The 26862-nt window shown below is 68.5% G+C and carries 27 protein-coding genes and 2 pseudogenes; 13 read left to right on the top strand and 16 right to left on the bottom strand.

What is annotated here, in order from left to right; translation table 11 throughout:
- Positions 1 to 334, bottom strand: a pseudogene (locus AC0IYU_RS28645) (hypothetical protein); the annotation flags it as partial.
- A 29-nt stretch (positions 335 to 363) separates the two neighbouring features.
- On the opposite strand from AC0IYU_RS28645, the gene AC0IYU_RS28640 reads away from it, so the two are divergent.
- Positions 364 to 1812: a M16 family metallopeptidase gene (locus AC0IYU_RS28640; protein WP_472124127.1), complete on the top strand. Its 1449-nt coding sequence runs from the start codon at positions 364 to 366 to the stop codon at positions 1810 to 1812.
- A 14-nt stretch (positions 1813 to 1826) separates the two neighbouring features.
- The gene (locus AC0IYU_RS28635) at positions 1827 to 3215 is read left to right on the top strand and encodes a M16 family metallopeptidase (RefSeq protein WP_472124125.1); all 1389 of its coding nucleotides are present in this window, start codon (positions 1827 to 1829) and stop codon (positions 3213 to 3215) included.
- 10 nt (positions 3216 to 3225) lie between these two features.
- Here the strand turns inward: AC0IYU_RS28635 and AC0IYU_RS28630 are convergent.
- Positions 3226 to 4136 (bottom strand): annotated as a pseudogene (locus AC0IYU_RS28630) (LysR family transcriptional regulator ArgP).
- Between the two features lie 76 nt (positions 4137 to 4212).
- Here AC0IYU_RS28630 and AC0IYU_RS28625 point away from each other — a divergent pair.
- From AC0IYU_RS28625 to pxpA, 6 genes are all read left to right on the top strand, one after another.
- A complete protein-coding gene (locus tag AC0IYU_RS28625; RefSeq protein WP_472124122.1) occupies positions 4213 to 4848 on the top strand; it encodes a LysE/ArgO family amino acid transporter in 636 nt (211 codons plus the stop codon).
- Between the two features lie 34 nt (positions 4849 to 4882).
- Positions 4883 to 5545, top strand: coding sequence for an RsmD family RNA methyltransferase (locus AC0IYU_RS28620; RefSeq protein WP_472124119.1), 663 nt, complete (start codon positions 4883 to 4885; stop codon positions 5543 to 5545).
- Between the two features lie 43 nt (positions 5546 to 5588).
- Positions 5589 to 6092 (top strand): pantetheine-phosphate adenylyltransferase, encoded by a 504-nt coding sequence (coaD, locus tag AC0IYU_RS28615; RefSeq protein ID WP_435437023.1) that lies wholly within the window; start codon positions 5589 to 5591, stop codon positions 6090 to 6092.
- A 147-nt stretch (positions 6093 to 6239) separates the two neighbouring features.
- Positions 6240 to 6887, top strand: a complete 648-nt coding sequence (pxpB, locus tag AC0IYU_RS28610) for a 5-oxoprolinase subunit PxpB (protein ID WP_472124130.1) — start codon at positions 6240 to 6242, stop codon at positions 6885 to 6887.
- Positions 6884 to 7882 carry a 5-oxoprolinase subunit C family protein gene (locus AC0IYU_RS28605; protein ID WP_472124117.1) on the top strand — a complete coding sequence of 333 codons (999 nt, stop codon included), beginning with the start codon at positions 6884 to 6886 and terminating at the stop codon, positions 7880 to 7882. Before pxpB ends, AC0IYU_RS28605 begins: the two co-directional genes overlap by 4 nt.
- A 25-nt stretch (positions 7883 to 7907) precedes the next feature.
- Positions 7908 to 8648 (top strand): 5-oxoprolinase subunit PxpA, encoded by a 741-nt coding sequence (gene pxpA, locus AC0IYU_RS28600; RefSeq protein ID WP_472124114.1) that lies wholly within the window; start codon positions 7908 to 7910, stop codon positions 8646 to 8648.
- A 6-nt stretch (positions 8649 to 8654) separates the two neighbouring features.
- Here the strand turns inward: pxpA and AC0IYU_RS28595 are convergent, their stop codons facing one another.
- Together AC0IYU_RS28595 and AC0IYU_RS28590 are read right to left on the bottom strand one after the other, a co-directional pair.
- On the bottom strand, positions 8655 to 10406 hold the full coding sequence (locus AC0IYU_RS28595; protein ID WP_472124112.1) for a methyl-accepting chemotaxis protein: 1752 nt from the start codon (positions 10404 to 10406) through the stop codon (positions 8655 to 8657).
- A 158-nt stretch (positions 10407 to 10564) separates the two neighbouring features.
- On the bottom strand, positions 10565 to 11275 hold the full coding sequence (locus AC0IYU_RS28590; protein ID WP_472124109.1) for an alpha/beta fold hydrolase: 711 nt from the start codon (positions 11273 to 11275) through the stop codon (positions 10565 to 10567).
- A 125-nt stretch (positions 11276 to 11400) separates the two neighbouring features.
- Between AC0IYU_RS28590 and AC0IYU_RS28585 the strand changes: the two genes are divergently transcribed.
- A complete protein-coding gene (locus AC0IYU_RS28585; RefSeq protein ID WP_472124106.1) occupies positions 11401 to 12042 on the top strand; it encodes a Yip1 family protein in 642 nt (213 codons plus the stop codon).
- 31 nt (positions 12043 to 12073) lie between these two features.
- Entirely contained in the window at positions 12074 to 12769 is a 696-nt protein-coding gene (locus AC0IYU_RS28580) for a histidine phosphatase family protein (protein ID WP_472124103.1), read from the top strand.
- A 16-nt stretch (positions 12770 to 12785) separates the two neighbouring features.
- Here the strand turns inward: AC0IYU_RS28580 and AC0IYU_RS28575 are convergent, their stop codons facing one another.
- Positions 12786 to 14144 carry a tetratricopeptide repeat protein gene (locus AC0IYU_RS28575; RefSeq protein WP_472124100.1) on the bottom strand — a complete coding sequence of 453 codons (1359 nt, stop codon included), beginning with the start codon at positions 14142 to 14144 and terminating at the stop codon, positions 12786 to 12788.
- 65 nt (positions 14145 to 14209) lie between these two features.
- Positions 14210 to 14608 (bottom strand): tautomerase family protein, encoded by a 399-nt coding sequence (locus tag AC0IYU_RS28570; protein ID WP_472124098.1) that lies wholly within the window; start codon positions 14606 to 14608, stop codon positions 14210 to 14212.
- A 111-nt stretch (positions 14609 to 14719) separates the two neighbouring features.
- On the opposite strand from AC0IYU_RS28570, the gene AC0IYU_RS28565 reads away from it, so the two are divergent.
- Together AC0IYU_RS28565 and AC0IYU_RS28560 are read left to right on the top strand one after the other, a co-directional pair.
- Entirely contained in the window at positions 14720 to 15580 is an 861-nt protein-coding gene (locus tag AC0IYU_RS28565; protein ID WP_472124096.1) for a LysR family transcriptional regulator, read from the top strand.
- A gap of 52 nt (positions 15581 to 15632) precedes the next feature.
- Positions 15633 to 16259, top strand: coding sequence for a YitT family protein (locus tag AC0IYU_RS28560; RefSeq protein ID WP_435437033.1), 627 nt, complete (start codon positions 15633 to 15635; stop codon positions 16257 to 16259).
- A gap of 63 nt (positions 16260 to 16322) precedes the next feature.
- Here the strand turns inward: AC0IYU_RS28560 and AC0IYU_RS28555 are convergent, their stop codons facing one another.
- The 6 genes from AC0IYU_RS28555 to AC0IYU_RS28530 all read right to left on the bottom strand — a co-directional run bounded on the left by AC0IYU_RS28555 (position 16323) and on the right by AC0IYU_RS28530 (position 23300).
- Positions 16323 to 17810, bottom strand: a complete 1488-nt coding sequence (locus AC0IYU_RS28555) for an ABC transporter substrate-binding protein (RefSeq protein WP_472124094.1) — start codon at positions 17808 to 17810, stop codon at positions 16323 to 16325.
- 221 nt (positions 17811 to 18031) lie between these two features.
- Positions 18032 to 19525, bottom strand: coding sequence for an ABC transporter substrate-binding protein (locus tag AC0IYU_RS28550; RefSeq protein ID WP_472124091.1), 1494 nt, complete (start codon positions 19523 to 19525; stop codon positions 18032 to 18034).
- Between the two features lie 120 nt (positions 19526 to 19645).
- Positions 19646 to 20476 (bottom strand): ATP-binding cassette domain-containing protein, encoded by an 831-nt coding sequence (locus tag AC0IYU_RS28545; protein WP_472124089.1) that lies wholly within the window; start codon positions 20474 to 20476, stop codon positions 19646 to 19648.
- Positions 20473 to 21462: an ABC transporter ATP-binding protein gene (locus AC0IYU_RS28540; protein ID WP_472124086.1), complete on the bottom strand. Its 990-nt coding sequence runs from the start codon at positions 21460 to 21462 to the stop codon at positions 20473 to 20475. Before AC0IYU_RS28540 ends, AC0IYU_RS28545 begins: the two co-directional genes overlap by 4 nt.
- 15 nt (positions 21463 to 21477) lie before the next feature.
- Positions 21478 to 22353, bottom strand: a complete 876-nt coding sequence (locus AC0IYU_RS28535; RefSeq protein ID WP_472124083.1) for an ABC transporter permease — start codon at positions 22351 to 22353, stop codon at positions 21478 to 21480.
- Positions 22350 to 23300: an ABC transporter permease gene (locus AC0IYU_RS28530; protein WP_435485091.1), complete on the bottom strand. Its 951-nt coding sequence runs from the start codon at positions 23298 to 23300 to the stop codon at positions 22350 to 22352. Before AC0IYU_RS28530 ends, AC0IYU_RS28535 begins: the two co-directional genes overlap by 4 nt.
- Positions 23301 to 23403: 103 nt before the next feature.
- Here AC0IYU_RS28530 and AC0IYU_RS28525 point away from each other — a divergent pair, with 103 nt between their 5' ends.
- Positions 23404 to 23679: a YfhL family 4Fe-4S dicluster ferredoxin gene (locus tag AC0IYU_RS28525; RefSeq protein ID WP_435437040.1), complete on the top strand. Its 276-nt coding sequence runs from the start codon at positions 23404 to 23406 to the stop codon at positions 23677 to 23679.
- A gap of 11 nt (positions 23680 to 23690) precedes the next feature.
- Here AC0IYU_RS28525 and AC0IYU_RS28520 read toward each other — a convergent pair whose 3' ends face one another.
- From AC0IYU_RS28520 to AC0IYU_RS28505, 4 genes are all read right to left on the bottom strand, one after another.
- Positions 23691 to 24188, bottom strand: a complete 498-nt coding sequence (locus tag AC0IYU_RS28520) for a hypothetical protein (RefSeq protein WP_472124080.1) — start codon at positions 24186 to 24188, stop codon at positions 23691 to 23693.
- Positions 24189 to 24224: 36 nt separating this feature from the next.
- The gene (gene pth / locus AC0IYU_RS28515; RefSeq protein WP_435447407.1) at positions 24225 to 24857 is read right to left on the bottom strand and encodes an aminoacyl-tRNA hydrolase; all 633 of its coding nucleotides are present in this window, start codon (positions 24855 to 24857) and stop codon (positions 24225 to 24227) included.
- Positions 24858 to 25000: 143 nt separating this feature from the next.
- A complete protein-coding gene (locus AC0IYU_RS28510) occupies positions 25001 to 25687 on the bottom strand; it encodes a 50S ribosomal protein L25/general stress protein Ctc (protein ID WP_472124078.1) in 687 nt (228 codons plus the stop codon).
- Positions 25688 to 25782: 95 nt separating this feature from the next.
- Positions 25783 to 26757 (bottom strand): ribose-phosphate pyrophosphokinase, encoded by a 975-nt coding sequence (locus AC0IYU_RS28505; RefSeq protein ID WP_435437044.1) that lies wholly within the window; start codon positions 26755 to 26757, stop codon positions 25783 to 25785.
- Positions 26758 to 26862 lie beyond the last annotated feature (105 nt).

The raw sequence follows: 26862 nt of genomic DNA, 5'->3' as shown, positions 1-26862 counted from the left end.
CCGTGAAGCCGCCGAAGATGTAGGGGAAGCGGTAGCGGAAGCCACGCGCGCCCTTCTCCTCGAACTGCGCCAGCGCCGGCACAGGGACCGCGGCAGGAGGAGGCGGCGGCGGCGGGAGGGGCGCAGGCGGTGGCGGCGCAACCGGTGGCGCAGCAGGCGTTTCTTCCACTGCCGGCTTCGCGCCGAACCAGCTCGACGGCGAGAACACCGAGCGAGCGGGTGCCGGCGCTGGCGCGGCCTCCGGGGCAGGCGCAGGTGCGGGCGTGGCCGGCGCGGTGGGCGCGGGCGTGTCGGGGGTTTCGGCGGGCGGTTTTTTCTTGAAGAAACTGAACATCAGGAGCTTTTTACAATCCGACCCATTCTATGAAACACCTCCCGCCACGCCGTGCTGCGTCTGGTGCGGTGCTGGCGATGGCGCTCTTCGCGCCGTGGGCCATGCCTGCGCAGGCCCAATCCACTCCGGCTTCCACGCCGCCTTCCGCCGCCGCAGCCGCGGCGCCCGGCCCCCAGCAATTCACTCTGGCCAACGGCATGACGCTGATCGTGCAGCCCGACCGGCGCTCGCCGACGGCGGTGCAGATGGTCTGGGTGCGCGTAGGCTCCATGGACGAGGTCGACGGCACCTCCGGTGTGGCACATGCGCTCGAACACATGATGTTCAAGGGCACCAAGGACATCAAGCCCGGTGAGTTCTCGCGCCGCGTGGCCGCCCTGGGCGGCCAGGAAAACGCCTTCACCACGCGTGACTACACCGGCTACTACCAGCAGATTCCGGTCGGCAGCCTCGAGCAGGTCATGAAGCTCGAGTCGGACCGCTTCGCCAACAACCAGTGGCCCGACGACGAGTTCAAGCGCGAGATCGAGGTGGTCAAGGAAGAGCGCCGCCTGCGCACCGAAGACCAGCCGCGCGCGCTGCTCGGCGAGCAGCAGAACGCCGCCACCTTCATCGCCTCGCCGTACCACCGCCCCGTGGTCGGCTGGATGAGCGACCTCGACGCCATGACGCCCGAGGACGTGCGCGACTTCCACAAGCGCTGGTACGTGCCCGCCAACGCCGTACTGGTGGTGGCCGGCGACGTCGACGTGGCGCAGGTGCGCGCCATGGCCGACAAGTACTACGGCCGCATTCCCTCGCGTGCCGTGCCCGCGCGCAAGCCGCGCGTCGAGCCGGTGCAGCGCGGCATCCGCCGCATCGAGTTCAAGGCCCCGGCCGAGCAGGCCTACGTGTCGCTGGCGTTCCGCGCGCCGCAGCTGGCCGGCATCGACGACGCCAACAGCGACGCCTGGGCGCTGGTGGTGCTGTCCGCCGTGCTCGACGGCTATTCCGGCGCGCGGCTGGACCGCGCGCTCACGCAGGGCCCCGACCGCGTTGCCGATTCGGCCGGTGCCTATTCGGGCTTCGTCGGCCGCGGTCCGCAGCTCTTCGTGCTCGACGGTGTGCCGGCGGCCGGCAAGAGCGCCGAGGTGGTCGAGGCCGCCTTGCGCGCCCAGGTGGCGCGCATCGCCAAGGACGGCGTGGGCGAAGCCGAACTGGCCCGCGTCAAGACCCAATGGGTCGCGAGCGAAACCTACAAGCGCGACTCGGTGATGGCGCAGGCCCGCGAACTCGGCAGCAACTGGGTGCAGGGGCTGCCGCTGGACGCCAGCGAGCGCATCGTCGCCCGGCTGCAGGCCGTGACCCCGGCCCAGGTGCAGGCCGTGGCCGCCAAATACTTCGGCGACGACCAGCTCACGGTCGCCACGCTGCGTCCCCTGCCGCCCGAGGCCAAGCGCGGCCGCGGCTTCGCGGCGCCCGCAGGCGAGCTGCGCTGAAAGGTACGAATTTCATGTTTACTCTCAAAAAGATAGCGCAATACGCACTGCTGACGGGTGTAACTGCCCTTTTTGGCATGGGCAGCGCGCAGGCCGCGCTGCCCATCCAGCACTGGACGCTGGCCAACGGCGCCAAGATCTACCTGGTGGCGACCAACGCGTTGCCGATCGTCGACGTGCAGGTCGACTTCGACGCCGGCAGCCGCCGCGACCCGGCGGCGCAGGCCGGCCTGGCGAGCACCACATCGGCCATGGTCGAGAAGGGCGTGCGCGCCGGCAGGAACGGCGAACCCGCGCTCGACCAGAACGCCCTGGGCGAGGCCTGGGCCGACCTGGGCGCGAGCTTCGACGTGAGCGCGGGCACCGACCGTGCCAGCTACTCGCTGCGCTCGCTGTCCGACCCGGCCCTGCTGAACAAGGCCGTCGCGCTGGCCTCGCGCGAGATCGGCGAGCCGGCCTTCCCCGACGACGTGTGGCAGCGCGAGCGCGAGCGCATCAACGCCGCCATCAAGGAGGCCAACACCAAGCCCGCGACCATCGCCGGGCGCGCCTTCGCCCAGGCGGTGTACGGCGTGCATCCCTACGGCCAGGAGGTGACGGAAGAAACGCTGGCGCGCATCGACACCGCCGTCATGCGCCAGCGCTACGAGCAGCTCATCGTGCCGTGCCGGGCCAAGCTCAGCATCGTGGGCGCCGTCACGCGCGCCGAGGCCGAGACGCTGGCGACTGCGCTGCTGTCGCGCCTGCCCGCGACCGATGGCTGCGCGGCGCTCCCCGCTATCGCGCCCGTGGCAGCGCTGACCGCGCCGAAGGACGAGCGCATCGCGTTCGACTCGGCGCAGGCCCATGTCTTCATCGGCCAGCCCGGCTACCCGCGCAAGGACCCGGACCATTTCGCGCTCACGCTGGGCAACTACGTGCTCGGCGGCGGCGGTTTCGTGTCGCGCCTGACGAATGAAGTGCGCGAGAAGCGCGGCCTCACCTACAGCATCTACAGCGGCTTTGCGCCAGGGCTCGAGGCGGGCGCGTTCCGCATCGGCTTCCAGACCCGGCCCGACCAGGCCGAAGACGCGGTGAAGATGTCGCGCGAGGTGCTGGCCAAGTTTGTCGCCGAAGGCCCGACGGCGAGCGAGCTGAAGGCCGCCAAGGACAACGTGATCGGCGGCTTTCCGCTGCTGCTGGACAGCAACCGCAAGCTGATCGGTAACGTGGCCAACATCGCCTGGAACGACCTGCCGCTGGACTACCTCGACACCTGGACCGCGCGCATGAACGCCGTCACGGCGGCCGAGATCAAGGCCGCCTTCCAGCGCAAGCTGCAGCCCGATCGCATGGTGACGGTGGTGGTGGGCGGCAAGGACGCCCAGACCAGGACCAAGACCACCGACAAGGCACAGCCCTGATCCTTCGGGGTCACGCCAGGGCGTGCGCGCCCTGGCGGGCGGCCGCGCGCACCGCGGCGCCCAGTTGCCCGAGCAGGCGCGGCGCCGCGCGCGCCTGCTGCCAGTAGAGCGGCACCGGCAGCGTCGAGCCGGGCACCAGCTCCACCAGCGCTCCCTGGCGAATCGCATCGGCCACCATGCTGGCCGGATGCATGCCCCAGCCCATGCCCGCGCACGCCGCCTCGACGAAGGCGTTGGGCGAGGGAATCCAGTGGCGCGGCGTCTCGACGTTGCGGTGGCAGATGCGCCGCACCCAGCGCGCCTGCAGGCGGTCCTTGCGGTCGAACACCAGGCTCGGCGCGCTTGCGAGCGCGCGGGCGCCCACGCCCTTGGCGAAATGCGCGCGCACGAACGCCGGGCTGGCCGCCGCCACGTAGTGCATCGTGCCAGCGCCTCGCTGTTGCAGCCCGCCACCGGTTGCGCGAGCGCCGTCACTGCCGCGAGCACCGCGCCGCTGCGCAGCCGCTCGGCCGTGTGGTCCTGGTCGTCGACCGTGAGGTCGAGCAGCGCGGCCGGGGCCTGTTCTGCGAATGCGGCGGCGGCCGCCATGAACCAGGTCGCGAGGCTGTCGGCGTTGACGGCCACGCGCACCGTGACGCGCTCGTGGGCCGCGCCGCTGTCCATGCCCAGGGCGGGCAGGGCGTAGCGCAGTTCGTGCTCCAGCATGCCCACGCGCTCCACGTGCCGGCACAGCTGCAGCCCCGCCTCCGTCGCCACGCAGGGCTGGCCGCGCACCAGCAGCGCGCCGCCGGTGCGCTCCTCCAGCTGCTTGATGCGCTGCGACACCGCGGACGGCGTGACATGCAGCGCGCGCGCCGCGCGTTCGAAGCTGCCTTCGCGCACGACGGCTGCAAGGGCGTGGAGAGCGGCGTAGTCGAGCATGAGAGATGAAGTAAAACTGAATCGGCTTTAGAAAGTTTAGTTTGAATTAAGCCCGTGCCGGCGGCATCCTCGAGACATGCAAGCCGTACACGTCTCCACCGCCTTCGCCAACGGGCTCTTCATGAGCCTGGTTCTCATCGTCGCCATCGGCGCGCAGAACGCCTATGTGCTGCGCCAGGGCTTGCGCCGCGAGCACGTGGGCGCGGTGGTGCTGTTCTGCGCGGCCAGCGACGCGGTGCTGATCGGCGCGGGCGTGGCCGGCATGGCGCAGGCGCTGAACGGGCGGCCGATGCTGGCCACCGTGCTCGCGGCGCTCGGCGCGGCCTTTCTCGGCGCCTATGGGCTGAAGGCGTTGTGGCGTTCGCGGCGGCCCGCTGCCTTGCAGGCCACCGCGCAGGGCGCCTCGGTGTCGCGCGCGGCCGTGGTCGCGCAGGCCGCCGGTTTCACGCTGCTCAACCCGCACGTCTATCTCGACACCGTGCTGCTCGTGGGCAGCGCGGGCGCGCAGTACCCGGGCCTGCTGAAGCTGTGGTTCGTGGCGGGGTCGTCGGTGGCCAGCGTGCTGTGGTTCACCTCGCTGGGCTTCGGTGCGCGCCTGCTCGCGCCGGTGTTCGCGCGGCCGCGCGCCTGGCAGATGCTCGATGCGCTCGTCGGCGGCACCATGCTCGTGCTGGCCGCGCTGCTGGCACGGCGTGCCTTCCCCGGGCTGTGAAACCCCGCGTATGCGGCGGCGTTAAGCTCGCCGCATGCCCAAGAAAGCCGCCCCAGCCTCCCGCAAGTCCGCGCCCTCGGCGCCCGCCAAGCCCAAGCGCCCCACCAGGCCCAGCGAGGTGCGCATCATCGGCGGCGAATGGAAGCGCACCCGCCTCGCCGTGGCCGACAAGCCCGGCCTGCGCCCCACACCCGACCGCGTGCGCGAAACCCTCTTCAACTGGCTCGCGAGCCTGGCCGGCGTCGGCGGCGGCGCGCTGCCGGGTTGGCAGTGCGTCGACGCCTTCGCGGGCACCGGCGCGCTGGGCCTCGAAGCCGCCTCTCGCGGCGCGGCGAATGTCCTGCTGTGCGAGCAGGACGCCGCGCTGGTCGCGCAGTTGCTCGCCGCCAAGACCAAGCTGTCGGCCGAGGCCGTGCGTGTCGAGCGTGGCAACGGCCTCACCGCGCTCGAGCGCGTGGCCGCCGGCAGCCTCGACGCCGTGTTCCTCGACCCGCCCTTCGAAAGTGTCGCGCTGTACGAGCCGTCCCTGCGCGCCGCCGCGCGCGCACTGCGCGCCGGGGGCTCGGTGTACCTCGAGGCGCCGCGCCGCTGGAGCGACGAGGAACTCGCCGCCTTCGGCCTCGTCGGCTTTCGCTACCTGAAGGCCGGCGCCGTCCACGCCCATCTGCTGCGTCCCGTGGCGCAGCCGACTGCATAATCCGCCGAACAAGCCGCACCGGCAGCATGAGGAAGAAGCAACCATGGCCAGCAACGTGATCGCGGTTTACCCCGGCACTTTCGACCCCATCACCCTCGGTCACGAGGACGTGGTGCGGCGCGCAACCCAGCTCTTCTCCAAGGTGATCGTCGCCGTCGCGGCGGGCCACCACAAGAAGGCGCTCTTCACGCTCTCCGAACGCATGGACATGGCCCGCGAGGCCGTGACGCCCTACAGCGACCAGGTCACCGTCGAGAGCTTCTCGGGCCTGCTGCGCGACTTCGTCGTCGCGCGCGGCGGCAAGGCCATGGTGCGCGGCCTGCGCGCCGTGACCGACTTCGACTACGAGTTCCAGCTCGCGGGCATGAACCGCTCGCTGATGCCCGACGTCGAGACCGTGTTCCTGACGCCCAGCGACAAGTACCAGTTCATCTCGAGCACCTTCGTGCGCGAAATCGCCATGCTCGGCGGCGAAGTCCACAAGTTCGTCTCTCCCAACGTGGAGCAGAAGCTGGCTGCCAAGGTCCGCAGCCTCGGTCGTGAATAGGCACTCCCCCAGGCTTCGCGCACTTCGTGTCGCTTCTCCTTCCCCCTCGCCGGGGGCAACACCAGCGGCCCGGCAAAGCCGGTTCCGCGGTGTTCCGCGAAGTGCTCCGGGCGGCGGGCAGGCCCGTGTGAAGTGAGCGGCATTCCTTTGCCCCGGCTGCATCTGCTGGGCGATGCAGCGCTGCTGTGCGAGCTGCCCGGGCCCGCCACGCTGGCGCAGCAGCAGCGCATCTGGGCGCTGGCCGAGTGGGCCAGGCAATGGCCCGGCGTCGGCGAGACGCTGCCGGGCATGAACAACCTCACGCTCACCTTCGATCCGACCGCGATCGACCTCGACACGCTCACCGCGCAGGTGCTCGAAGCCTGGCCGAAGCTGGCGCCGGGCGCCATCGAAGGGCGGCTGGTGGAGATTCCGGTGGCCTACGGCGGCGAGCACGGCCCCGACCTGGCCGACGTCGCGGCCCACACCGGCCTCACGCCGGCCGAGGTGGTGCGCCGCCACGCCGCCGGCGAGTACATCGTCTACCTGCTCGGCTTCCTGCCGGGCTTCGCCTTCATGGGCGGCCTGCCGCCCGAGCTCGCCACACCGCGCCGCGCCGAGCCGCGCACCGCGGTGCCCGCGCGATCGGTCGGCATCGGCGGCGAGCAGACCGGCATCTATCCGCTGGTGTCGCCGGGCGGCTGGCAACTGATCGGGCGGACCTCGCTCGCGCTGTTCGACCCCACGGCCGAACCGCCCACCTTGCTGCGCCCCGGTGACCGCGTGCGCTTCGTCGTGGAAAGCGTGCAGACATGATCGTGATCCGCAAACCCGGCTTGCTCGCCTCGGTGCAAGACCTGGGCCGGCACGGCCATCGCCAGCTCGGCATCTGCCCGGGCGGCGCGCTCGACGTGCTCTCGCTCACGCTGGCCAACCGGCTCGTGGGCAATGCCGACGGCGCGGCGGGGCTCGAGCTCACCATGGGCGGGTGCGAACTGCAGTTCGAAACCGGCACCCGCATCGCGCTCACCGGCGACGACTTCAGCGCCAGCCTCGACGGCGTGCCGCTGCGGTCCTGCTGGAGCGTGCCGGTCGCGGCCGGCCAGACCCTGAAGCTTGCGGGCGCCAACGCCTCGGGCGTGAAGAAGACCGGCCTGCGCAGCTGGCTCGCGGTGGCCGGCGGCATCGACGTGCCGCAGATCCTCGGCTCGCGCAGCACCGACCTCAAGGCCGGCTTCGGCGGCCACGAAGGCCGCGCGCTGCGCAAGGGCGACCGGCTGGCGCTGGGCGCCTCGCGCCTGGACGCCGCACAACGCGAACGCCGTGCGTTCGGCCTGCGCGGCCCCGACTGGGGCGCCGAAGAGGCCGACGGCGCCATCGCGCTGCGCGTGCTGCCCGGCCCCGAGTTCGAGCAGTTCACCCTGGCCGCGCGCGAGCAGCTGCGGGGCGAGCGCTGGCGCATCACGCCCCAGAGCAACCGCATGGGCAGCCGGCTCGCGGGCGCCGAACTCAAGCGCAAGCGCACCGGCGACATGCTGTCGTCGGGCGTGATTCCCGGCACGATCCAGGTGCCGCCTTCGGGCCAGCCGATCATCCTGATGGGCGACGCGCAGACCACGGGCGGCTACCCGCGCATCGGCGTGGTCATCCGCGCCGACCTCTGGAAGCTGGCGCAGGCGCCGCTCAACGGCAAGCTGCGCCTGGTGCAGGTCGACCAGGTGCAGGCGCTCGCGGCCTGGGCCGACCAGCAACGCTACCTGGCGCAGGTGGCGCAAGGCCTGGCTGCTGCAGGCTGGCCCCGCGCGGCATAGACTTTCCAATAAAAGGAATTTCCCCATGCAGATCGATCTCAATGCCGACCTCGGCGAAGGCGCCGGCAGCGACGAAGCCCTGCTCGCGCTGGTGAGCTCCGCCAACATCGCCTGCGGCTGGCACGCGGGCGACGCGAAGACCATGCAGCAATGCGTGCGCTGGGCCCTTCAGAACGGCGTGGCCATCGGCGCGCACCCGAGCTTTCCGGACCGCGAGAACTTCGGCCGCAGCACCATGCACCTGCCGCCCGACGAGATCGTGGCCAACGTGCTGTACCAGGTGGGTGCGCTGGCGGCCATCGTGAAGGCCGAGGGCGGCACGCTCGCGCACGTGAAGGCGCACGGCCAGCTCTACAACCAGGCCGTGAAGGAGCCCGAGCTTGCCGCAGCCTTGTGCGAGGCGGTGCGCCGGTTCGACCCTTCGCTCAAGTTCTTCGGCCTGGCCGGCAGCCACATGATCGACGCGGCCCGCCGCGCCGGCCTCACGCCGGTGGAAGAAGTGTTTGCCGACCGCGGCTACATGCCCGACGGCAGCCTGGTGCCGCGCAGCCAGCCCGGCGCGTTGATCGAGGACGAAGCGCAATCCATCGCGCAGACGCTGGCATTCGTGCGCGAGCACCGCGTGACGGCGATCGACGGCAGCACCGTGGCCGTCAATGCGCAGACCGTGTGCCTGCACGGCGACGGCGCCCATGCGCTGGCCTTTGCGCGCCGCATTCGCGAGCGGCTGCAGCAGGAAGGCATCGCCGTGCGGGCGATGGCCTGAACAGCTTCAGAACTGTTCCCAGTCACCGGGCGCCGTGGCCAGCTCGGGCGCCGGCGCCTTGGCTTGCATGCGCGGGCGCACGGGCGTCGTCGTCGTTGCCTTGGGCTTGGGCTTGGCAGGTGCGAAGGCGGGCGCCACGGCCACGGCCGCGGCCGCATGTCGGCCTTCTTCCAGCGTGAACACGCTCACCGCCTGAAGCAGGCCGCCCGCCTGGTCTCGCAGCGACGACGCCGCGGCGCTCGCTTCTTCCACCAGCGCCGCGTTCTGCTGCGTGACCTGGTCCATCTGGCTGATGGCCTGGTTGATCTGCTCGATGCCCGACGTCTGCTCCTGGCTGGCGGCAGTGATCTCGCCCATGATGTCCGTCACGCGGCGCACGCTGCCCACGATGTCGTCCATCGTGCGGCCGGCTTCACCCACGAGGGTGGTGCCCGCGTCCACCTTGCTCACCGAGTCGCCGATGAGGTCCTTGATTTCCTTGGCCGCCGCCGCCGAGCGCTGCGCCAGGTTGCGCACTTCCGAGGCCACCACCGCGAAGCCGCGGCCTTGCTCGCCGGCGCGCGCGGCTTCCACCGCTGCGTTCAAGGCCAGGATGTTGGTCTGGAAGGCAATGCCGTCGATGACACCGATGATCTCGACGATCTTGCGCGACGAGGCATCGATCGACGCCATGGTCGTGACCACCTTGCCCACCACGTCGCCGCCCTTCACCGCCACTTCCGAGGCCGACACGGCGAGCTGGTTCGCCTGGCGTGCGTTGTCGGCGTTCTGCTTGACCGTGGAGGTCAGCTCTTCCATCGACGCCGCGGTCTGCTCCAGCGAACTGGCCTGCTCCTCGGTGCGTGACGACAGGTCTTCGTTGCCCTGGGAGATCTGCGCGCTGGCGGTGGACACGCCCTCCGCATTGCCGCGCACCAGGCCCACGGTGCGTGCCAGGCTTTCCTGCATGCGCTGCAGGGCAGTGAGCATCCGGCCCGTTTCGTCCGTGGAGTGCGCTTCGATCGCCTGGCTGAGGTCTCCGCGCGCGACGCGGTCGGCGGCCTCGACCGCATGGTCGAGCGGCCGCGTGATCGAGCGCGTGATCAGCCACGCGGAGGCCACGCCCAGCAGGCCGGCCAGCACGGCGGCGACCGCCATGATCCGGGTGGCGGCGTCCGCCACGTCCTGGGCCTGGATTGCCGCCGTGTCCATCTGCTTGCTCAGGAAGTCGACCATCTCCCTCAGCGCGCCCAGGTAGGCTGCCTGCGTCTTGTAGCGCTCGCCGAAGAGCTCGTTCGTGGCGTCTTCCTTGCGGTTCGCCATGGCCAGCTCGACCACCGTGTTGGTGAAGGCTCGGTAGTCGGCCAGCGTGGTCTTGATCGTGCCCAGCAGGACGCGGCCGCGGTCGGTGTCCACCAGCCTGTCCAGCGCCGCCAGGTGCGCATCGGCTTCGGCCTTTGCCTTGTCCAGCGCCGCCCGGTTGGCGTTCCTGGCCGCCTCGTCGTTCAACAGGATCAGGTTGCGCGTGATGCGGGCGATGTCCACCGCCACGTACGACATTTCGCGCGCGGACGCGATCTTGGGCGAAATGTTCGACGTGATGCGGGTGGTGGTGGCGTTCTGGTCTCGCAGGCGGTTGATGCCTACGACGGCGATGGCGGCGAGCAGGAGCAGCAGCAGTCCGAACACGAGGCCCAGGCGCGTGCCGATTTTTAGATTTTTCACGGTAGTAATGAAGTTGACGATGAAAGCAGTCTTCAGCGTCGGCAGGGCACGCACTTGGTGCTATCCCTGTAAGACGCACGACTTACTTCTATCGGCAGGAAACGGCAAAAACATGAGGGTTCTTCTTGCCGTTTTTCATCGACACCGGCGCCGGCTTGCGGTCGCCTGCTTCGCCCGGTTCGCCGTCAAGCGGGACGCGGCCCCGCAGCGGCTCAGGCGGAAGGGAACTGCCTGTCGAGCCAGGCGTTGAGCGCGTCGTTGACCTGCTCGGGCTTTTCCATCGTCAGCATGTGGCCGCAGTCGGCGATCCACACGACCTCCGAAGCCGGCAGCAGCGCCGCCATCTCGCGCGTGCACTCGGGCGGCGCCAGGCGGTCTTCGTTGCCGCAGATCAGCAGCACCGGTGCGCGTATCGCATCCAGGTGCTGGCGCGCGTCGGGCCGGCGCATCACCGCGCGGTTCTGGCGGATGAGCTGTTCCGCGCCCGCGCCGAGCACGATGTCCAGGTAGCGCTGCACCATGGCAGGGTCGGCCGCCTGCGTGGGGTGGAAGGCGAAGTAGACGTTCGGCTCGATCATCTCGCGCAGCTCGCCGCGCTCGAAGTACGCGATGGCGCCTTCGCGCAGCGTGAACATGTCGGGCGTTTCGGGCCGCGCGCTGGTGCCCAGCAGCGCAAGCCCCGCGATGCGTTCGGGCGCCTGGCGGGCCGCCTCCATGGCGACCATGCCGCCCATCGAGGCGCCGCACAGCACCAGCGGGCCGTCGTTGTCGCGCAGCACGGCCGCGGCCATGCCCTCGATGCTGTCGTTGTGAAGCTGGGCGTCGCTCACGCGGGCGTTGAAGGCGGCGGGGAGGGCGGGCAGCTGGGCTTCCCAGATGCGCGCGTCGCAGGCAAGACCGGGTAGGAGAACAAGGTTGGGCATGGCGACGGATTCTGCGCGAATGCGGTAACCAGCGTAACGGCATAGGTCATGGCATAGGCTTCCTGGCCAGCAGTCGTGCGGGGGCTGTCGCTCCATACTTCGGGATCCATGTCGAGGACCCCGCAATGAACCTGGTTGACCGTGTCCAGTCCATCCTGCTCAGACCCAAGATCACATGGCTGGCCATCGAGGAGGAGCCGGCCGACGCCGCCTCCATCTACAGGAACTACGTGATGATCCTCGCGCTGATCCCGGCAGTGGCGAGCTTCATCGGCCTGTCGCTGGTCGGCATCGGCGCCTTCGGCGTGAGCTTTCGCGTGCCGATCGTCGCGGGGCTGGCGAACATGGTCGTGGGCTACGTGATGTCGCTGGTGATGGTGTTCGTGCTTGCGCTCATCATCGACGCGATGGCACCCACCTTCGAGGGCACGAAGAGCCAGATCGGCGCGCTCAAGCTGTCGGCCTATGCCAGCACGGCGGCCTTCGTGGGCGGCATCTTCAGCCTGGTGCCCTCGCTGTCGGTCATCGGCGCGCTGGCGGCGCTGTACGGCGTGTACCTGCTCTACACCGGGCTGCCGGTGCTCATGAAGTGCCCGCCGGACAAGGCCATTGCGTACACCGCCGTGGTGGTGGTCTGTGCCATCGTCGGCGGCTTCGTCATCGCCTGGGTGCTGTCGCTGCTCACGCCGTCGCCGGTGCGCCTGGGCGCCCTGCCGGCGGTCGACGCGGTGGTGGCCATGCAACAGCTGGTGCCCACGGTCACCTGAGCGCCGCCCGCACGGTGGAAAATGGGCGGCAATGCCAACGCCCAAACCCGACGCAACCACCGACCTGATCCTGATCCGCCACGGCGAGACCGCCTGGAACCGCGAGCTGCGCTTCCAGGGGCATGCCGATGTTCCGCTCAACGACATCGGCCACGAGCAGGCCCGCCGGCTCGGCCTGCGGCTGGCCGGCGAGACCGTGCAGCACATCGTCAGCAGCGACCTCATGCGCGCGCAGCAAACGGCCGCGCCCGCCGCGCAGCAGCTGTCGCTGCCGGTGGTCACTTCGGCGGGCTTGCGCGAGCAGTTCTTCGGCGTGGTCGAGGGCATGCGCTCCGACGAGATCCAGAGCCTGCACCCGCGCGCCTGGGAAGAGTGGCTGGAGTTCCGCGAAGACCACGCCATGCCCGAAGGCGAGACGGCGCGCGAGTTCCACACGCGCATCATCGCGGCGCTGGGCACGGTCGCTGCCGCGTACCGGGGCCAACGCCTGATCGTGGTCACGCACGGCGGCGTGCTCGACATGGTGTGGCGCACTGCTCGCGGCCTGAGCCTGAGCGGGCCGCGCACCAGCGACATTCCGAATGCGGGCTTCAACCGCATCCGCATCGCCGACCCGGCCAAGCCCGAGGCCATCGAGATCGTCGACTGGGCCGACACGCGGCACCTGGCCGACCTGCCGCCGCAGCCTACCTACGACCAGACGCGGCACCTGAAGACCAAGGGGTGATTCGGGTTCGGCGCGTTCAGTCGCGCAGCAGCGCGCCCAGCCCCAGCTTTTCGTAGACCGATGCCGCCTGCCTTCGCAGGCGCAGCGACTCGGGCTGGCCGTTGAGCTGCTGCTGCAGGATGCCCTGCGCACCGGTCAGCGAAGCCTCGGTACCTGTGCGCACCAGCGCGTCGAGGTACACCTGCTCGAACAGGTCGCGCTGTGCATGGCTGCCGCCGATCTCGATCATGCGCGGCAGCGCCGTGCCCAGCCCTTCGACAGCCGCCGCGAGATCGCCGCGCGCATGCGCCACCAGGCCGTGCGCGGCCGGCACGCACACGCGCTGCCATGCGGCGCGGGTCGACGGCGGCGCATGCGGTGCGAAGGCCTCGATGTTGCGCAACAGCACGTCGGCCTCGGGCCGGCCTGCGCGCGCCAGGCCGTAGAGGTATTGCAGGTCGAGGAAGGGCAGCACATGGTCGGCCTGGCGCTGCAGCAGATAGAGCGCCACGTCGTCCCAGCGCGTGCCCACGTCGATGTCCGCGAGCTCCAGCCGCGCGAGCAGCGAGACCGCGCCGATCTGGTCCTGCGAGTAGTCCTTCACCACGCCCCAGGCGTGCTCGTCGTACACGGCCAGTGCCTCTGCGTCGCGGCCCAGGTCGATCAGGAACAGCGCCACATGCCACCAGTTGTGCGTGACCATGAAGGAGTTCAGGCCGGTCCAGGTGTCGCTCACGCCCTGCATGAACGCCAGGCCTTCGGCGAGCCGGCCTTCGGTGAGCATCACGTGCGCCAGCGCATGGTGCGCCCAAGGCTCCTTGCGGCACAGCGCGATGGCGCGGCGCGCGCTGGCCTCGGCCTCGCGCATCAGGTGGCACTGCTCGTAGCCGAAGGCCGCCATGCCGTGCACGTAGGGCACCTCGGCCGCGTGGGGAAGCACGGCGAGCGCGAGCCGCAGCATGCCGGGGCAGTCGCCGGTATTGAAGCAGTGGTACTGGCCCAGCTTGACCGACACCAGGTCGCGCGGATGCTCGTTCGCCTGCTCGGCGTGCAGCGCGATGGCGCGGGCGATGTCGCCGTCGGCCCAGGCCTCGATGGCCGCGATGTAGCGCTGCTCGCGCGCCGTGGCGCGTTGCGCGCCCGCCCGCGCCTTTGCCAGGAAAGGCCGCGCATTGGCAACGGCTTCGCGCGATTCGGCGAACAGGTGCAGCGTGGCGCAATAGGCCTGCACGATGGGGCTCGCATCGGTCTCGGCCAGCGCGATCAGGTGGACCGCGCGCGCCTCGGTCGAGATGAAGCCCATGACGAAGTCGTCGACCAGCGGCAGGCTGGCGGGATGGTCGAGCGTGAGGGGGTTGCCGAGGCTGTCGGCGGCTAGCGAATTTCCGGAGGGCATGGCGGCATGGTGCCATGCCCCCGGCATTGCTTCAACGCCACCCGGAGCGCCCGTTCAAGCGCTGTCTACACGCCGGCCTGCTGGTGGCGGTACTCCTGCGTCTTTCCCCCGTAGCCGTAGGCCGCGCCGCGCGCGTCGATCACGTGGATGTACGACACCTCGTGCAGGTCGGGCCGGATCTTCGCCATTGCCGCATGCACCTCGCGCAGGTAGCGCGCCTTCTCGGCCTTGGTGTTGGTCTCGTCGGTGATGCTGATGTCCAGGTGAAAGGCCGACTTGCCGAGCGCGGCCAGCGTCTGGGCGCCGATGAACCAGGCGTCGGCGGCGATGTACTGCACGGTGATGGCGATCACCGGCAGCTGCTTGCCGAGCACGCTCTGCGTGAGCTCGGCGACCGCGTCGACGGTCTTGCGGGTGAGGGCGGCATCGGGTTGGCCGGAGAGGTGGACGACGATGTGGGGCATGGCGGACTCCTGTGTGAATGAACGGTCGATGGGGTGATTGTGGGAACTGCACATCATTCGGAAAAGCGGGAAGATATGATCAAGCCCATCGGATAAACGAATGGATGCCTCATGCAGGGTTTCGATCTGGAACAGTTGCGCACGCTCGCGGCGGTGGTCGACGCGGGCAGCCTCACGGCCGCCGCGCCGCGCGTCTTCCTGTCGCAGTCGTCGGTGAGCGAGCAGATCCGCAAGCTGGAAGCGCGCGCGGGGCAGTCGCTGCTCACGCGCAGCAAGGCGGGTGTTTCACCCACCGAGGCGGGGCTGCGGCTGCTGGGCTACGCCCGGCGCATCCTGGCGATGAGCGACGAGGCGTTTCGCGACCTGCACGGCGAGACGCTGCAGGGCGAGTTGCGGCTTGCCGTGACCGACTACTTCCGTCCCGGCGACCTGACGCGGCTGCTCGGCCGGCTCGGCGAGAGCTACCCGCAGGTCCGGCTGAACGTCGGCATCCTGAAGAGCGACGCACTGCGTGCGGCCTATGCGCGCGGGGATTTCGACGTGGGCCTCGCGATGAACATCGCCGGTGTTTCCGCGGCGCAGCCCCGTGCGTCGGTGATCCGGCGCGAGTCGTTGGCGTGGCTCGGCGCGACGGGCATGCGGGTCGTGCGCGGCGAGCCGCTGCGGCTGCTGGCGTTGCCGGACACCTGTTCGCTGCATCAGTTCACGGTGGCGTTGCTGCGGCGCCGGCGCGTGCCTTACGCGCTGGCGCACGTGGCGTCGGGCGTGGCGGGGTTGCAGTCGGCGCTGGCCGCGGGCCTGGGCGTGGCCTGCCTCAACGAGTCGGCCATCAGCGACGGCGTGGCGCGGCTGGCTGCGCCGCACGGGCTGCCTGCGTTACCGCGCGTGGCCTTCGAGCTGATGCCCGGTCGACGGGGTGAAACACCGTTCGTGACCCGGGCCCGGGAGATGCTGGCCGCCCACCTGGCGTGAGCCGGCCCGGATATGGGCACAGGGTGGCGCGGGATTTGCGTCAACATGTGCCATGGACGCGCCCCCTCCCACTTCCACCCCGGCTTGGCTGCGCCATTCGCGTTTCGACGACGCGCAGGCGATCTTTTCGGGCACGCTGTTCGTCGCCATCGCCATGATGCTGTTCGGCCAGGCCGGCCTGCTCACGGGCGGCACGGCGGGCATCGCGTTCCTGTTGCACTACGCCACCGGCGTGAGCTTCGGCAAGCTGTTCTTCCTGGTCAACCTGCCGTTCTACTGGTTCGCCTGGCGTCACATGGGCCGGGCGTTCACGGTGAAGACCTTCTCGGCGATCGCGTTGCTCTCGGTCATGACGGACTGGGCGCCGCGCTATCTGTCGATCCATTCCCTGCACCCGGCCTTTGCGGCGGTGCTCGGCGGGCTGCTGCTGGGCACGGGCTGCCTGTTCCTCGCCAGGCACCGCGCCAGCCTGGGCGGCGCCACCGTGTTGACGCTGTACCTGCAGGAAAAGCGGGGCTGGCCGGCCGGCAAGGTGCAGATGGGCATCGACTGCACGGTGGTGTTGTTCGCACTGTTCGTGATTCCACCCGAGCGGGTAGGGTGGTCGGTCGTGGCTGCCGTGGTGATGGGGCTGTTCCTGTGGATCAACCACAAGCCGGGGCGGTACGCGGCCACTTGAGGTTTTTGCGCTGCGCCGCCGTTGTTCCGAGGGCGCGGAAAGCTCCCGCGCCCTGCAGTTGCCTCAACCCCAGGACAGGGCCGAGAGGTCGTTCACGAAGATCGGGTTGTCCTTCCACAGGCCCTTCACGTTCTTCTTCGCGATGGTCGGGAACTGCGGCTGGTACAGGAAGCCGTTGGCCGCGTCGGTCGCCAGCAGCTTCTGCGCGTCGCCCAGCAGCTTGTTGCGCTCGGCCGTGTTGGCGGTGCTCTTGATCTTGTCGAACAGCGTGTCGAAAGTCTTCGACTGGTAGCCCCAGTAGTAGTCCGACTTGGCGTAGTTGCCGAGGTCGAAGGGCTCCACGTGCGACACGATCGACAGGTCGTAGTCCTTGTTGCCGTAGGTGCCGCTGAGCCACTGCGCCCACTCGACGTTCTGCACCTTCACCACGATGCCGATCTTGGCCAGCTGGGCCACGATCACCTCGCCGCCCTGGCGCGCGTACGGCGGCGGCGGCAGGGTCATCTTCAGTTCGAGCGGCGTCTTCACGCCGGCCTCTGCCAGCAGCTTCTTGGCCTTCTCGATGTCGAAGGGGTTGACGCCCGTGGTGTCGACATAGCCCGCGGCGCCCGGCACGTAGTGGCTGCCGATGGGCACGCCGAAGCCGTCGGCCGCGCCTTCGATGATGGCCTTGCGGTCGATGGCCGCCAGGATGGCGCGGCGCACGCGCACGTCGTCCAGCGGCTTCTTCCTGTTGTTGATCGACAGGATGGTCTTGGCGCGCGAACCGGCCAGGATCACCTGGAACTGCGGGTTCATCTTGAACTGCGGCACCACGCGCGTGCCGATGCGCGCGAACACGTCCACGTCGCCCGACAGCAGCGCGGCGGCCTGCGCGGCCGTGTCGGAGATGAAGCGGAAGGTGACCTTGTTGATCTTCGCGGTGGCGGGGCTGCGAAAGCCTTCCCACTTGCTCAGCGTGAGCGACGAGCCCTTGGCCCAGGCGTCCAGCTTGTAGGGACCGGTGCCGACCGGCTTGTTGGCGTTGGTGTCCGCGCTCTTGGGCTCGACGATCACGGCCGTGGCCTGGCCCAGCACGAAGGGCAGGTCGGGGTCGATCTCCTTGTTGATGACGACCACCGTGTAGTCGTCCACCGCCTGCGTGGCCAGGTTGGCGAAGGTGCGCTTGTCCTTGTTGGTGCTCTTCTCGCCGCCGGCGCGGTCGAACGAGAACTTGACGGCGGCGGCGTTGAACGGCTCGCCGTTCTGGAACTTCACGCCGCGCTTGAGCTTGAAGGTGTAGGTCTTCAGGTCGGGCGAGATCTCCCAGCTGTCGGCCAGCAGCGGCGTGACGCTGCCGTCGGCGTTGATCTTGGTGAGCGTCTCCAGGATGTTGTACTGCACCACTTCGGCAATGGCGGCGGCGGCGCCCGAGGTTGGGTCCAGGCCCGGCGGTTCGAGCGCCATGCCGATCACGATGGCGTCCTTCCTGCCCTGCGCCATGCCGGCGAGCGGGGTGGCCAGCGCAACGGTGGCGCCAGCGGTGGTGAGGAGGGTGCGGCGGTTCAACATACGTGTGATCTCCGGAAAAACGGGGCCAGGGTCGAATGACTGCTTCGGCGTGCGCCGTGCCCCGAAGGGAGGCGCGGCGCGGCGAAAGACATGACACGCAGCACGAAAGATGCCACGTGCGCAGCCGGTCATTCTCTCGCAGCGGGTATGCCGCCGCGCGGCCCGCACGGCGGTTTTTCCTCGGGACGTTCCCGTAGGGCGCGGCTCTGTGGGCGTTTACTTCAGGCCCACGACAGGGCCGCGATGTCGTTCACGAAGATCGGCGTGTCCTTCCACAGGCCGCGCAGGCTGCGCGACGCCACCGTGATGAACTGCGGCTGGAACAGGAACACGTTGGCCGAGTCCTCGGCCAGCAGCCGCTGTGCGTCGCCGAGGTAGCGCAGGCGGTCGGCGGGGCGCGCGCTGTTGCGCGCCTTGTCGAACAGCTCGTTGAACTTCGCCGACTGGTAGCCCCAGTAGTACTCGGGCTTGGTGTAGTTCACCAGGTCGAAGGGCTCGACGTGCAGGATCAGCGAGAGGTCGTAGTTCTTGTTGCCGTAGGTGCCGCTGATCCACTGCGCCCACTCGACGTTCTGGATCTTCGCGACGATGCCGATCTTGGCCAGCTGCGCGGCGATCAGCTCGCCACCCTGGCGTGCATAGGGCGGGGGCGGCAGCACCAGGTCGAGTTCGAGCGGTGCCTTCACGCCGGCCTCGGCCAGCAGCTTCTTCGCCTTCTCGATGTCGAAGGGGTTGATGCCGGTGGTGTCCACATAGCCCGGCGCGCCCGGCACGTAGTGGCTGCCGATGGGAATGCCGCGGCCGTCCACGGCCGCCTCGATCACGGCCTTGCGGTCGATGGCCGCCGCAATGGCGCGGCGCACGCGCACGTCGTCCAGCGGCTTGCGCTTGTTGTTGATGGCCAGGATGGTCTTGCCGCGCGAGGCGTTGAACACGATCTGGAAGCGCTTGTCGTTCTGGAACTGCGCCAGGCTGCGCGACACGGATGCGTGCGGGAACAGGTCGACGTCGTTCGACAGCAGCGCGGTGGTCTGCGCGGCGGGTTCCGAGATGAAGCGAAAGCTCGCCTTGCGGATCTGCACCGCCGCCGCGTTGCGAAAGCCCTCCCACTTGGCCAGCACGATGCCCGATCCCTTGGACCAGCTGTCGAGCCGGTAAGGGCCGGTGCCGACCGGCCTGGTGGCGTTGGTCTCCACCGTCTTGGGCTCCACCAGAATGGCCGAGGCCTGGCCCAGCAGGAACAGCAGGTCGGGCTCGATCTCCTTGTTGATCAGCACCACGGTGTACTCGTCGAGCACCTGCGTCGCGATGTTGGTGAAGGTGCGCTTGTCCTTGTTGGTGCTGTTGGCCGCGGCCGCGCGGTCGAAGGAGAACTTGACGGTCTGCGCGTTGAAGGGCTCGCCGTTCTGGAACTTCACGCCGTGCTTGAGCTTGAAGGTGTAGGTCTTCAGGTCGGGCGAGATGTCCCAGCTCTCGGCCAGCAGCGGCGTGACGCTGCCGTCGGAGTTGATCTTGGTGAGCGTCTCGAAGACGGTGTAGAGCACCACCTCTGCGATCTCGGCGCCGGCCTTGGCCGTGGGGTCCAGGCCCGTCGGCTCCAGCGTGAGGCCGATCACCAGCGCATCTTTCTTTCGCTGCGCGAAGACCGAGGTCGGCAGGGCCAGCGGTGTAAGTGCTGCGGCGCCGGTGGCGAGCAGGGTGCGTCTTTTGAGCATGAAGCGAAGTCCTCCGAACAAGGGGCAGGCATCATCCGCGAGACCGGGGTGCGCGCGCAACCAGATGCTTATGACCCACTCATCCTAAGGACGGCGGCAGACGAAGGAGAGGCTCCGGTGTCAGCCGGCCAGCAGCGTGCCGCCGGTGGGCGTGCGCGGCACGGCATCGAGCAGCGTGCGCGTGTATTCGTGCTGCGCATGGTGGAACAGCTCGGCGGGCGGGCCCTGCTCGACGATCTTTCCCTTCCACACCACGCAGACGTCGTCGCACAGGTGGTTGACCACTGCGAGGTCGTGGCTGATGAGCAGGTAGCTGATGCCGAACTGCTGCTGCAGGTCCTGCATGAGGTTCAGCACCTGGGCCTGCACCGACACGTCGAGCGCGCTCACCGGCTCGTCGGCCACGATGAGCTTGGGGCGCGTGATGAGCGCGCGCGCAATGGCGATGCGCTGGCGCTGGCCGCCCGAGAACTCGTGCGGGTACTTGTCCATGTCGGTGGTGCGCAGGCCCACTGCGGCAAGCGCTTCCGAAGCGCGCTCGCGCTGCTCGGCGCGGCTGGTCTCGGCCAGCGCCTCGAGCGGCTCGGCCACGATGCGTGCCACGGTCTGGCGCGGGTCGAGCGAGCCATACGGGTCCTGGAACACCATCTGGAAGTCGCGGCGCGCGGTGCGCAGCTCGTTCTTCGACAGCGTGTGCAGGTCGCGGCCTTCGAGCGACACGGAGCCCGAGGTGGGCGTGTCCAGCGCCATCACCAGCCGCGCGATGGTCGACTTGCCCGAGCCCGATTCGCCGACGATGCCCACGCTGCGGCCGGCCTCGACCTGGAAGCTCACGCCGTTGAGCGCTTTCACCGTGGGCGGCGGGCCGAAGAGCTTCTCGCGCGGCAGCGCGTAGTGGCGCACGAGGTCGGTGACCTGCAGCAGGGGTGAATTGGGGGTGGTTGCGCTCATGGTGCGATCGCTCCTTGCACGGCGATCTCTTCGAGCCGGATGCAGCGCACCGCATGGTCGTTCGGCAGCATCGTCGCCGGCGGCCGGGTGGTCTGGCAGGCGTCGACGGTGTAGCTGCAGCGGCCCGCGAAAGGGCAGCCCGGCGGCAGGTCGACCAGCTCGGGCACGCTGCCCTTGATGGTGGCCAGGCGCAGGCCGCGCGGTGCGCCGATGGCAGGGCGCGCGGCGAACAGGCCTTGGGTGTAGGGGTGTGCGCGGCGCGCGAACACGGCCTCGGTCGGGCCGCTCTCGACCACGCTGCCGCCGTACATCACGAGCATCTTCGAGACCGTCTGCGCGATCACGCCGAGGTCGTGCGAAATCAAAATCAGCCCCATGCCACGTTCGGCCACGAGGCTCTGGATGAGCTCGAGGATCTGCTTCTGGATGGTGACGTCGAGGGCGGTGGTCGGTTCGTCGGCAATCAGCAGGTCGGGACCGCAGGCGAGCGCCATCGCGATGCCGATGCGCTGTCGCTGGCCGCCGGAGAACTGGTGCGGATAGGCATCGAGGCGCGAGGCCGCGTCGGGAATGCCTACGCGCTCGAGCAGTGCGAGCACTTCCTTGCGTGCGTCGGCTTTCGAGAGACCACGGTGCAGGCGCAACGGCTCACCCACTTGCCGCGCGATGGTGTGCACCGGGTTCAGCGCCGTCATCGGTTCCTGGAAGATCATGCCGATGCGGTTGCCGCGGATCTGGCACATGGCCTTTTCATCTCGGCCGACCAGTTCGGTGTCGTCGAATCGGATGCTGCCCGTGACCTTGGCGGTCGGGGGCAGCAGGCCCATGAGCGACATCACTGTGATCGACTTGCCGCAGCCCGACTCGCCGACGATGCCCAGCGTTTCGCCGCGCTCCAGCGAGAACGAAATGCCGCGCACGGCCTCGGCGGGGCCGCGCTGCGTCTGCAGCTCGATGTGGAGATCCTTGACCTGGAGAAGTGGCATCTGACTTACCTTGGGTCACCTTGCGCGGGCCAGGCGCGGATCGAGCAGGTCGCGCAGGCCGTCGCCCAGCAGGTTCAGGCCCAGCACGGCAAAGGCGATGGCCAGGCCCGGGAACACCGCGAGCAGGGGCGACTGGAACATCATGGTCTGCGCCTCGCTGAGCATGCGGCCCCACGAGGGTTGCGGCGGCTGCGTGCCCAGGCCAAGGTAGGAGAGCGCGGCCTCCGCGAGGATGGCGATGGCGAAGCGGATGGTGATCTGCACGATCAGCACGGCCGAGATGTTCGGCAGCACGTGCTGCATGGTGATGGCGAAGGGGCCCTTGCCGCAGGCGCGCGCGGCGGCCACGTACTCGCGCGACCAGATGGCGTTGGCCGATGCGCGCGTGATGCGCGCGAAGGTGGGAATGTTGTAGATGCCGATCGCGATGATCGCGTTGACGATGCCCGCGCCGAACACGGCCGTCATCATGATCGCCGAGAGGATCGCGGGGAAGGCGAGCGTGAAGTCGGTGAGCCGCATGATGGCTTCCTCGACCCAGCCGCGCCGGGCGGCGGCGAGCAGGCCCAGCGCCGTGCCGACCACGAGGCCGATGCCGACCGCGATCACGCCCACGAGGATGGACGCGCGCGCGCCCACCAGCAGCAGCGAACCCACGTCGCGCCCGTAGGTGTCGGTGCCCAGCCAGTGCGAGCCCGATGGCGGCTTCAGCTTGTTGGCCATGTCCATGTCGTAGGGCGACCAGGGCGTCCACACCAGCGAGACGCCGGCGGCGAGCAGCAAAAGCAGGGTCAGCACGCCGCCCAGCACGAAGCTGCGATGCTGCAGCGCACGGCGCCAGAAGCCGGGAACCTTGAGCGCGGCGGCGCTCGGAGCTGTGATGCTGCTCATATGTCGCTGGCCTTGATGCGCGGGTCGATCACGGCGTACAGCACGTCGACCACGAAATTCACGATGACCACCATGGCTGCGAGCAGCATCACGCAGTTGCGCACCACGATGAGGTCGCGGTTGCTGATGGCCTGGAAGATGAGACGCCCGAGGCCCGGCAGGTAGAACACGTTCTCCACCACGATGGTGCCGGCCAGCAGCTCGGAGAACTGCATGCCCATGACGGTGATGACCGGGATCATGGCGTTGCGCAGCACATGGGTCCACAGCACCATGCGCTGCGACACGCCCTTGGCGCGCGCGGTGCGCACGAAGTCTTCGCGCATCACTTCGAGCACCGCCGAGCGCGTGATGCGCGCGAGGATCGCAGCCTGGACCACGGCGAGCGACAAGGCAGGCAGCAACAACGACTTGATGCCCGCGAAGAAGCCTTCGCCCCAGCCCTCGAAGCCGCCGGCGGAGAACCACTGCAGCTGCACCGAGAACACGAGGATCAGAAGAATCGCGAACCAGAAATTGGGAATGGCGATGCCGACCTGGGCCATGCCCATGAGGCCGACGTCACCCAGCTTGTTGTGGCGCGCGGCGGCGGTGACGCCGACCAGCAGCGCGATCACGACCGTGAGCACCATCGCCATCATGGCGAGCGGCACGGTGAGCGCCAGGCGTTCGAGGATCAGGTCGAGCACGGGCGAGCTGTAGGCATAGCTGTCGCCGAGGTTGCCGGTGAGCAGGCCGGCGATCCAGTGCCAGTAGCGCGTCCACGCGGGCAGGTCGAGGCCCAGCTTGGTGGCCAGGGCCGCCACGGCCTCTGGCGAGGCATCGGGGCCCATGAGCATCTGCGCGGCGTTGCCGGGCAGGATCTCGAGGACGAGGAAAACGATGACCGAGGCGCCGATCAAGGTGCCGATCAGCGTGGCAAGGCGCTTTATTAAAAACAGACTCATGGGGCGGGGCGCAGCATAACTGACTCCTGCAACAAATGTGCCGTGAATGTGGCCTTTGTCATTCACCGTCAATTGCCGGCATCGACGCGCCGATAATCGGGGGATGGCCCTCATGATCACCGACGAATGCATCAACTGCGATGTCTGCGAGCCCGAGTGCCCGAATGACGCGATCTACATGGGCGAGGCGTTCTACGAAATCGACCCGCACAAGTGCACCGAATGCGTCGGCCACTTCGATGAGCCGCAGTGTGTGCAGATCTGCCCGGTGGCCTGCATTCCCCTGAACCCCGAGCATGTGGAAAGCCGCGAGACGCTGATGCAGAAGTACCAGCGCCTCACGGCGATCAAGGTGACGGCGGCTTCGGCCGGTGTCTAGCCCGCGTTCGTTCAGTCGGCGGACTTGCGCTTCTGCTTCTTTTTCTTCGGGGCGTCGCCGGCCTGCTTCTCGCCAGGCGGTCCCTTGAAGCTCATGCTTGACTTGTTCGGCTCGCTGAGCGCCTTGCGGGCACGGTCCCGCTCCCTTTGCTCGGACATGGCGAGCCGTCTTTCTGCCATGGACGCGCTTCTTGCTTCACGAGCGGCCCGCTGGTCGCGGTCATGGGCCGCCTTTTCCTGCGACAGCCGGGTGCGCTCCAGGTGGTCGGCCTGGATCTGTGCATTGCGTGCGCCGGCGTCGGCCGCCCGGCGGTCCTGGTCGCTGCGGGGGTCTTCCACCTTGACCTGCCTGCCGCCTTCGCAGGGGCGGTCGGAATAGGTGTTGCCGCATCGCCAGGTTTGCGCCGCATCCTGGGCATTCACGCCCGTGGATCCTGCGCATGCTGCTATCAGAAACAGAGCGACTGCTGCATGCCGCCCTGTCGTTCTTCTTTTTCTCTTCTGGCTCATTTTTATTTCTCTCCCTCCCTGCACTCCGGTGGCCGGCTAGGTGGCGGCAGGCGTGCCCCCGTCGCCGGGCTCCCGCCGCGGCGGTTTGGGCCGGGGCGGTTTGCTCGTGTGAATGAGCAAGGTCGCCTTCTCCATCTCGCCTGCCACCAGCGCGGGAACCGCGTGCAGGGTGCGGACGATGGCGTCCTCGATCGCTTCGCGTTGTTCCTTGAGCGGCTTCTTCAGCACCCAGTTGACGACCTCCGACTTCACGCCGGGGTGTCCGATGCCCAGGCGCAGCCGCCAGTAGTCGCCGGTGCCGAGCTGCGCGTGGATGTCGCGCAGGCCGTTGTGGCCGGCATGGCTTCCGCCGAACTTCAGCTTGGCCTGGCCCGGGACCACGTCGAGCTCGTCGTGCACCACGAGGATTTCCTCGGGCGCGATCTTGAAGAAGCGCGCCAGGGCGCCGACCGACTTGCCCGACAGGTTCATGAAGGTCTGGGGCTCCAGCAGCCAGATGCTCTGGCCTGCGATGGTGGTGCGCGCGGCGAAGCCGTGGTAGCTGCGCTCGGGCACGAGGTTGAGTTTCCAGTCGCGCGCGAGGGCGTCGATCCACCAGAAGCCCGCGTTGTGGCGCGTGGCTTCGTACTCAGGGCCCGGGTTTCCGAGGCCGACGAACAGCTTGATCATGGTCGTGGATTATCCCGTCCGCGGAAAAGCGAAAAGGCCCGCGCGGTGCGGGCGGGAAACAAAAAGGCCCGCGCGGTGCGGGCAGGAAACAAAAAGGCCCGCACGAGGCGGGCCTTCTGATGCAGCGGACGGCTGGAAGTGAATTACTTCTTGGCAGGCGTCTTGGCCGCGGGGGTCTTGGCAGCCGGAGCAGCCTTGCCGCCCTTGCCGGCCGGTGCGGGAGCTGCGTCGGCAGCCACGGCGCCTTCGACGGGAGCATCGACTTCTTCAGCGGCAGGCGCCACAGCCGAAGCCAGCACCGGGTTGACCTTGCCGTGGCTGACCCACTTCACGCCGCGGGGCAGCTTGATGTCCTTCAGCGTGACGGTGCCGTTCTTCTTCAGACCCGACAGGTCGACTTCGATGAACTCAGGCAGTTCGGACGGCAGGCAGTTCACTTCCAGTTCGGTCGTGACGTGGTTGACCAGGTTTTGCTCGAGCTTGACGGCATCGGACTCTTCCTCACCCTTGAAGTGCAGGGGCACCTTCAGGGTCATGCGGGTCTTGGCATCGACGCGCTGGAAGTCGATGTGTTGCACCAGCTGGCGGAACGGGTGGTATTGCACGTCGCGCAGCAGAACCTTGCTGACGTTGCCGCCCATTTCCATTTCCAGCACGGTCGCATGGAAGGCTTCCTTCTTCAGGGCGTGCCACAGCGCGTTGTGATCGATTTCGATCAGTTGCGGCTCGGTGTCGCCACCGTAGACGATGCCGGGGGTCTTGCCCGATGTGCGGAGACGGCGGCTCGCACCCGTGCCCTGCTTGGCGCGCTCAAAAGCGACGAATTTCATAGTTAGCTCCTGTAGGAGTCCACCGCGACCAGTGCGACTCCGGTTCAACAAGGGCGCCTGTCCGAAAGTGGAGGGGCGCCCGCTTTTTGCTCAGATCAGAACAGGTTGTCCTGGTCCGAGAACAAACTCATCACCGACTCGCCCTTGGCAATGCGCTGGATCGTTTCGGCGATCAGCGGTGCCACGGAGAGCTGGCGAACCTTTCCGCAGGCCAGGGCCGCGTCGGAAAGGGGAATGGTGTTGGTCACGACCACCTCGTCGAGGGCCGATCCCTGCGTGATGCGCTCGATGGCCGGGCCCGAGAAGATCGGGTGCGTGCAGTAGGCGTAGACGCTCTTGGCGCCGCGCTCCTTCAGCACTTCGGCCGCTTTGACCAGCGTGCCCGCGGTGTCGATCATGTCGTCCATGATCACGCAGTTGCGCCCGTCGATCTCGCCGATCACGTTCATGACTTCGCTGACATTGGCCTTCGGGCGGCGCTTGTCGATGATGGCGAGGTCGCAGTTCAGTTGCTTGGCCAGCGCGCGGGCGCGAACCACGCCGCCGACGTCGGGCGACACCACGATCAGGTCTTCGTAGTTCTTCGCGCGCAGGTCGCCCAGCAGCACCGGGGAGGCGTAGATGTTGTCGACGGGAATGTCGAAGAAGCCCTGGATCTGGTCGGCGTGCAGGTCCATCGTGAGCACGCGTTCCACACCGACGGTTTCCAGCAGGTTGGCCACGACCTTGGCCGAGATCGGCACGCGGCTCGAGCGCGGGCGGCGGTCCTGGCGGGCATAGCCGAAGTAGGGGATCACGGCGCTGATGCGTTCGGCCGAAGCGCGCTTGAGCGCGTCGACCATGATCAGCAGTTCCATCAGGTTTTCGTTGGTGGGTGCGCAGGTCGACTGCACCACGAACACGTCGCGCGCCCGCACGTTCTGGTTGATCTCGACGGTGACTTCACCGTCCGAGAAGCGACCGACGCGAGCGGCACCCAGCGTGGTGCCGAGGTTGTGCGCGATTTCTGCAGCAAGGCCTGGATTGGCGTTGCCGGTGAAAACCATGAAGTCAGGGTGATTAGCCTGCATGAGCGCGTCCCGGCTGAGCGAATTGGCTGAGGAAGCCGCCAAAAGGTTGGTGATGCGTGGCGGCCGGTGAGCCGCCGATTATTGCAGCGGGTGGGCTGCAAACGA

This window comes from Variovorax sp. AC103 (assembly GCF_979254005.1).
This window is presented reverse-complemented; position numbering and strand designations above follow the sequence as displayed.